Source organism: Nocardia sp. NPDC004151 (genome assembly GCF_042874235.1).
In the GTDB taxonomy this organism is placed as follows: domain Bacteria; phylum Actinomycetota; class Actinomycetes; order Mycobacteriales; family Mycobacteriaceae; genus Nocardia.
Map to the genome: position 1 here is coordinate 431170 of NZ_JBIAMR010000005.1, position 6836 is coordinate 438005.

At 66.5% G+C, this 6836-nt stretch carries 5 protein-coding genes; 2 read left to right on the forward strand and 3 right to left on the reverse strand.

The window, feature by feature from the left end; genetic code table 11:
• Nucleotides 1–494: 494 nt before the first annotated feature.
• Nucleotides 495–1862, forward strand: coding sequence for a flavin monoamine oxidase family protein (locus tag ACFYTS_RS15425; RefSeq protein ID WP_387304605.1), 1368 nt, complete (start codon nucleotides 495–497; stop codon nucleotides 1860–1862).
• A 240-nt stretch (nucleotides 1863–2102) separates the two neighbouring features.
• Nucleotides 2103–3476, forward strand: a complete 1374-nt coding sequence (locus tag ACFYTS_RS15430) for an alpha/beta hydrolase domain-containing protein (RefSeq protein ID WP_387304608.1) — start codon at nucleotides 2103–2105, stop codon at nucleotides 3474–3476.
• Between the two features lie 250 nt (nucleotides 3477–3726).
• Here ACFYTS_RS15430 and ACFYTS_RS15435 read toward each other — a convergent pair whose 3' ends face one another.
• From ACFYTS_RS15435 to ACFYTS_RS15445, 3 genes are all read right to left on the reverse strand, one after another.
• Nucleotides 3727–5133 carry a selenium-binding protein SBP56-related protein gene (locus tag ACFYTS_RS15435; protein WP_387304611.1) on the reverse strand — a complete coding sequence of 469 codons (1407 nt, stop codon included), beginning with the start codon at nucleotides 5131–5133 and terminating at the stop codon, nucleotides 3727–3729.
• 674 nt (nucleotides 5134–5807) lie between these two features.
• Nucleotides 5808–5987, reverse strand: a complete 180-nt coding sequence (locus ACFYTS_RS15440; RefSeq protein WP_387304652.1) for a transposase — start codon at nucleotides 5985–5987, stop codon at nucleotides 5808–5810.
• A gap of 375 nt (nucleotides 5988–6362) precedes the next feature.
• The gene (locus ACFYTS_RS15445) at nucleotides 6363–6638 is read right to left on the reverse strand and encodes a hypothetical protein (RefSeq protein WP_387304614.1); all 276 of its coding nucleotides are present in this window, start codon (nucleotides 6636–6638) and stop codon (nucleotides 6363–6365) included.
• Between the last annotated feature and the right edge of the window lie 198 nt (nucleotides 6639–6836).

Consider the following 6836-nt stretch of genomic DNA (forward strand, 5'->3'; position numbering starts at 1 on the left):
TTCGTGGCTCGGCTGCGTCGCTCGCTCGACCAGCCGCCGTCACGGGGGCGTTCGAGCCGGGCCCGCGCGGCCGCGGCGACGCCCCCGGAGCGGTCGACGAACGACCCGCGGGCGTGGTCGGTATGGGTTTCGCCCCGCTGGCGCCGTCCACCGGCACGGCGCCGTCATCGATCGCGGTCACCGCGCACTGGGCCTCACCGCCGCTGGTCGGCGACATCGCCCACCGCGAACCGGCCTGCGTCATCCATCCTGGCGCGGACTGCGATACGACCGCGTACCCGAGGACATCACCATCCTCGAGACCAACTGACCTGCCCATCCACCGGGGCACGTCCTCACCTGCGTAGATTTCCTGCGAATCCCGATACTGAGACTGGCGCGCGGCGTACTTTTGGCTATGCCAGACCCTGCGGTCGACGAGCTGGCCCAGTCACCTCACGTGGTGGCGGGGACACGTGGCGCTAGTGCGGAACTTCCGGACGAAGGGGCGACTCATGGCAGCCGATGTCGATTTTTGTGTGGTGGGTGCGGGTTTCGCGGGATTGACCGCCGCGCTGCGGCTGAAGCAGGCCGGCCGCTCGGTCGCTCTGCTGGAGGCGCGTGACCGGGTCGGAGGTCGCACCTTCACCGAGTTCCTGCCCGACGGGACCTGGATCGATCGCGGCGGCGCGTGGGTGGGCCCCGGGCAGGACCGTATCAAGGCCCTGATGGCTGAATTCGGCGTGACCGAATACAAGGAGTATGTCGACGGCGACGCGATGATGATCGTCGACGGCAAGAAGCACCGTTACTCCGGCACCATTCCCTGGGCGATGAGCCCGTGGGCGATCGCCAACCTCGGAGCCGGCCTGTTCGAGGTCGGGCAGATGTGCAAGTCGATCCCGTTCGACGCTCCGTGGGAGGCCGAGAAGGCCAGCGAATGGGACCGAATCTCATTGGGGGAGTGGCTGAGTCGAAACATTCACTCCCATCAGGCGCGCGAGATGCTCGACATGGCGTTCGCCGGCATCTACACCTCGGCCGCCTCGGAGGTGTCGTTGTTGTGGGCGCTGTACCAGATGGGCTCGGGCGGCGGGCCGGTGTTCGTCATCTCCAACAAGGACGGCGCCCAGGACGCCAGGGTGCACGGCGGTATGGGTGCGATCTATGGGCCGATGGCCGCCGAACTCGGTGACGCGCTGCATCTTTCGAGACCGGTGGACCTCATCGCGCAGGACGAGGACGGCGTCAGCGTCCACTCCGAGCGGCTCACCGTCCGTGCTCGGCACGCGATCGTCGCCGTGCCGTTGGCCGTCGCCACGCAAATCGCCTACGAGCCAATGCTTCCCGTCGACCGCACCTTCCTGCACCGGCGCATGCCCAGTGGTGCCGTCTACAAGATCTCGGTCGTCTACGACACCGCGTTCTGGCGCACTGACGGCCTGTGTGGACAGTCGGCCGCGCCCGGCAGCCCGGCCACTCTGACCATCGACGCCTGCACGGACACCGGCACCCCCGGCATCATGTGCGTGATCACCGAGGGTCCCGCGGCTCGCAAGCTCGGGCTACTCGATCCGGCGGAGCGCAAAGCTGTGGTGATCAACGAACTGGTCGACAGGTTCGGGGCGAAGGCCTCGTCCCCGGTCAGCTACCACGAGCAGAACTGGACGGTCGAGCGCTACTCCGGCGGCGGAATGATCAGTCATGCGCCACCGGGTGTGCTCACCGAGTTCGGTCACGCGCTACGCACCCCCTGCGGGCGGATCCACTGGGCCGGGAGTGAGAGCTCGGCGATCATGTGCGGCTGGATCGACGGTGCGGTGCGGTCGGGGGAACGTGCCGCCACAGAGGTCATGGCCGCCGAAGGCGTTGTGGCGAGGTAGGTTTCAGCGCCCGGCCGCCAGCGGGCGATCTCGACCGCGCGGTCCTGGATCGCCACCGCCGCCACGGGCACTGCAGCGCGTTTCGATGGGCGGGATCGATGCGGTCGTATGGATTGCTCACGTGCCGATGTGGGCTACATGCTGGCGGGCTGGCCGGCCGAGCCGGAGTGACCCGCCCGATGCTGGGTCGGCGCGAGTCTGGCGATTGTCCAAAAACCAAGCACTTGTTAGGGTTTCGCGGTGGAGCTTTCCGGTCCGGCGGCAGGTCCGATCAACCTGATCTCAACGTTCTTCCCACTGGCCGATGTCGGTTACATCGCCGAGGAGTACTTCTTGTCCGGCACAGCCGGGTCCTACCGCCTGAGTGGCTCGGCTGGTGACGACGGGGAGTGGGTGACCGAGCCGGACGGCCTTGCACCGTTCACGACCAGACTGGTGGTGTACCGGCCGGTTGAGGGCTACTGCGGAACGGCTGTCGTGGAGTGGCTCAACGCGTCCTCTGGAGCGGACACGCCGCCGATCTGGCTGCTGGCACACCGGCATCTCATCCGGGCCCGGATGGCCTGGATCGGCGTTTCCGCACAGTACGCGCCGATTCACGGCGGCAGCGTCATGGCCGCGGCGGCCGAGGAGGACGACACCTGGAATTCGGTCCTGCTGCCGCCGCTGAAGCAGGCGGATCCGGTTCGGTATGCCGATCTTTCGCATCCTGGCGATGCCTACTGCTACGACATCTACCGGCAGGCGGGAGAGGTGATTCGAAGACTGCAGCCGGGGACCCGGCAGCTGCTCGCGGCCGGGCAGTCGCAATCCGCGGCCGCGCTCGTCACATTTGTGAATGCCATTGCGCCGCATGGCTCGCCGTACGATGCGTACCTCATCGACGGACGGCCGGGCCGCCCTGCCACGCTGACCGGTTCGGTGGACCCCGAGTCGCTGGACGGCGGTACGCGGGTGCGTGCGGATTCGACCGCGCCGGTGCTGGTGCTCCAAACCGAGTTCGAGGTGGTCGGTCTCATGCGCTCGATTGCCTCCCGCCAGCCCGACTCCGACCGGTTCCGGCTCTGGGAACTGGCCGGTGCCGCGCACGCGGACTCATACACCGTCGGCGCATCGTTCACCGACTCGGGTTCTCTGACCGCGAAGGAACTGGTCGAGCGGATGGCTCCGCGCCGCAATCCGCTGGGCGTCGATTTCCCCGAGCCGATCAATTCCGGTCCGCAACATCACTACGTCGTGCAGACAGCCATCGCGGCGCTGTCCCAATGGGCCGACGGCGGACCCGCTCCGGCGCAGGCCGATCGGCTCACGGTATCCGCCGGGGAACTGGTGCTGGACGTCCACGGCAATGCGCTGGGTGGCATCCGCACGCCATGGCTGGACGTACCGCTGGTGGTGCTGTCCGGGCTCGGGCAGGAGGGCGGCGGCCCGGCGATCATGTTCGGCTGCACGCGACCGCTCCCGGGTCCCCCGCCGGCCGACTACCTCGCAGCGTTCCGAGCGGCAACCAACAAGACGGTCGCGGCAGGCTTCCTGCTGGCCGAGGATGTTCCGGAAATCCTCGCCGTGGCAGCCGCGAATCAAGCGTTGAGCACCAAGCAGGCAACCCGGTAGCCATCACCGATCAGTTGGTGGTCACCGTTTTCAACCAGAGCGATACGGGGAGGGCGGTGATCTACCGCTGATCTGCTCCATGGCCGTCGACGAGTCTGCGGATGCGGGTAGGAGGCCGAGATGATCACTGGCCGTTCACTTTCCGGCTGCCAGGTCGGCCGGTTCGAGCGGCGGCAATTCGCGATCTGCAGCACAATGCGGCGAGTGAGCCGTGCCCACATCGGGTCCAGTCGTCGTCGGGGCGGTCCAGCTAGCGGTAGCAGTAGGAATCGGAGGAGGCGTCACCGCCCTGGAGGCGCACCTGGTGCACCCGCAGACCTCGAAAGTCCTCGTCGTGTGGGAAGAACGACTCGTCGATGGTCATTCCGCCGTCGGGATCGGTGTGCAGCACGGCCATCCAGGCGCCGACCCCATCCGGGTAGAACTGATCGTCCCATGCGCCGTAGAGCGAGTTGGTGAGGTAGACCCGCTGACCGTTACGGCTGATCTCGACCATCTGGGGGCCACCCGCGAGCGGCTGGTTCGGTGCGGCCGGGTGGGCGGCGCGGCTCACGATCCCGCCGAGCCGGACGGACGCGGTCTGTTTCGGGCTGGCCGGATCGCGCACATCGAACTGCTTGAGCTCCCCGGTGCCCCAGCACGAGACGTAGAGGTATGCGTCATCAACCGACAGGTCGATGTCGGTGACCAGCGGCGGCACCGCGCCGAACGGTTTCAGTGCCGGTGGCAGCAGGTCGGGATCAGCCGGCTCGGCCGGTATGGTGATCACCTTGTCGACCGCCCACACACCACCGTCGTGGTGCCAACGCCACACGGAGGCCGACAAATCCTCGGTCGAGATCACCACGCCGACGAATCCCCAGGTGGCGTCCGGATCGTGCGAAGGGCGCAGCTCGAGTGCCATCTGGTTCTGTTCCCCGAGATCGACCCGCTGCTGGTGCCGACCGGCGGTGAGGTCCCAGAAGTGGATCGCGTGGCCGTACTTGTTGGCCAGCAGCAACTCCGGCTGCAACCCGTCCTCGATCATGGACGGAGTGCCCCATTCGCTGCTGATCAGGGTGTTCTGGTTGAGATGCCACCAGGCGTCGTACGCGAGGTATTGCGGCCCGCGGTCGGTCTCCCATTGCCGCAACACATCGAACGTGCCGTGATCGAGCAGCGCGATCCCGCCCGGCCCGTCCGATCCGTCTGCCCCACCCAGGCAGGTCATGAAAACACCGTCCGGCCCGCAGTGCAGCGTGTGCGGGCGGGAGTAGCCGGCCTTGGCCGCGAGCTCGGAGCTGTCCACGATCTTGGAAAGGGTGGGCCGACGTGGGTCGGGCTGGGTGTCGAACACGTACAGGTGCGACGAGCGCAGACCCGGCACGATCAGGTAGCGCCGAGCCAGCCCGTCGATGTGGTGGCCCTCGTGCTTCAGCGCGCTGCTGCAGACGTTCCAGCCGAAATGGTGCAGCTCGTTGCCCAGGTGGGGCACCTCGGTCCAGCCCACCACCCTGCCGTAGGTGGCCGAGCCCGGATCCACATCGACCACCGACAGCGCATCCGGCTGCTGCGCCGCCCGGTCGAACGCGACAACGTAGGCGAGCCGCTCCGGCGGCGCGGCAGCCGCCTCCGCTGCGCTCCGATAGAAGGTCGGGTCCAAGTCTGAGTGATCCATTTCCAGCCTCCTTCGTGTCGATAGGCGGAGACTCACGCACGTCGCCCGATCTGGCGGATCCGAGGTGGGGCGACCCGAGTGGTCGCAATGGCGCGGACAGGCAGTAACCAGTCTCGGCCTTTCGACGTAGATCCACCAGCTAGTACCGCAACGACATTCAGGTGAGTGGGTGTCCACGGCGTCGGTAGTGGGATAGGAAGGCTCGATATTGGCTGCGGCGACACCATCTGGACCGGGCCCAGAGGTGGTCTGGCCGGCGGGGGCGGGTCAGGACGACGGAGATGAGCAGGCGGCGGATGTGGTCGAGTCCGGCCTCGCCTTTGGCCTGCTGGAATGCTCCCTCGATGTGCCGGCATGATCCGGCGGTGAAGGCCAGATCGGCCAGCCGGGCGTTGTGCGGCCCATACAACAGGTAGTAGGCGATCTCGCTCGAATTGCTGATGCTGCGCCGGGCCAGCAGCCAGTGCCCGCGTCCCCAGGTCCAGGTGCCCTCGATCTGGCGCCGCGCCCAGTCGAACTCGCGGGGTCCGTGCGCGCCGGCACCGACCGACAGCCGCTACCAGGCCGAGGCCGCGAACTCCGCGACCAGGGTGTCGGCGCGGGTGGTGATCTGCTGGTCGCAGCGAGTGGCCGTCATGTAGAACACGTCACGGGTTTCGAGTCATTCGCGCAGGTTAACCGGCCTGGCCGTAGGCTTCGGCTGCGGTGAACCACGCGAAGGGCACCCCGGCGGCGAGCACCCGTTCGAGCACGGTGATCATCTGCCGGGGTTTGGGGGCGAACTCGACGTCGTCGGGGATACCCGCGTCCCGGCAGCGGTGACAGTCAGTGGTCCAGGATTCGGGCAGATACAGTTCCCGGTCGAGCCCGCGGTTCGGACCGCGCGAATCGGACTCCGATCCTGCCCATCAACGAATCCAACTCGGCCACAACACGATCCAACACCACGCAACAGATCTGCCAGCACCGACTCGTCCAACTGTCGTTGCGGTACCAGCGCGGCGAGTCGGAGATATCCAGGCCGGCCGCGCGGTCGGCGCCGGGCCCACGACCCACACCGAAGAATCGATCACTGGCGGACGCAACGTAATCGGCAGTAGCGGATGTTCCGACAGCATGGTCAGTCTCAATTGGCATCCGCCAAGCGCTGACTGACTCGGTCAGCACGGGTGACAGCAGCGGCGGACGTTCATGACACATGTGTTATCGGCTGCCCCACCGAGCGCGGTTCATGTCGACTTCGGACGCTGGTGACCACACTCGAGTCTGTTGCCTGACTGGTCGTAGACATCAGGAAAAGCGCACGTGCCCAGCCACACCGTGACGCCCTCATCGTTCCACGACACGTCGAAGTGTGCGTCGCCGATCACAGACTCGGCGTAGTCGTCGTCATCGTAGGCAATAGTGAACACATCCCCGGGGCGCATCCAGTAGTCCTCGGGGATCGGCTCCGTCCACACCCGAAGCAACTTGTCGGATGTGTTGCTGAATCTGATCTTTGGCACCCGTGGAGACTAGAGCAGGCACGAAAACTCTTACGGCCACAACGAACCGACCTCAACCGCAACCTACAAGCTCGAGATGATGATGGGCCTAAACGTGCACTAAGGAGCCTGTTGCAGAATCACTTGCCAGGCTGATAGCCCGCGCTTTGAATCACATTCGGGGACAGGAGGGTTGGTGCGGTCGGGTTCTGGTGGTGG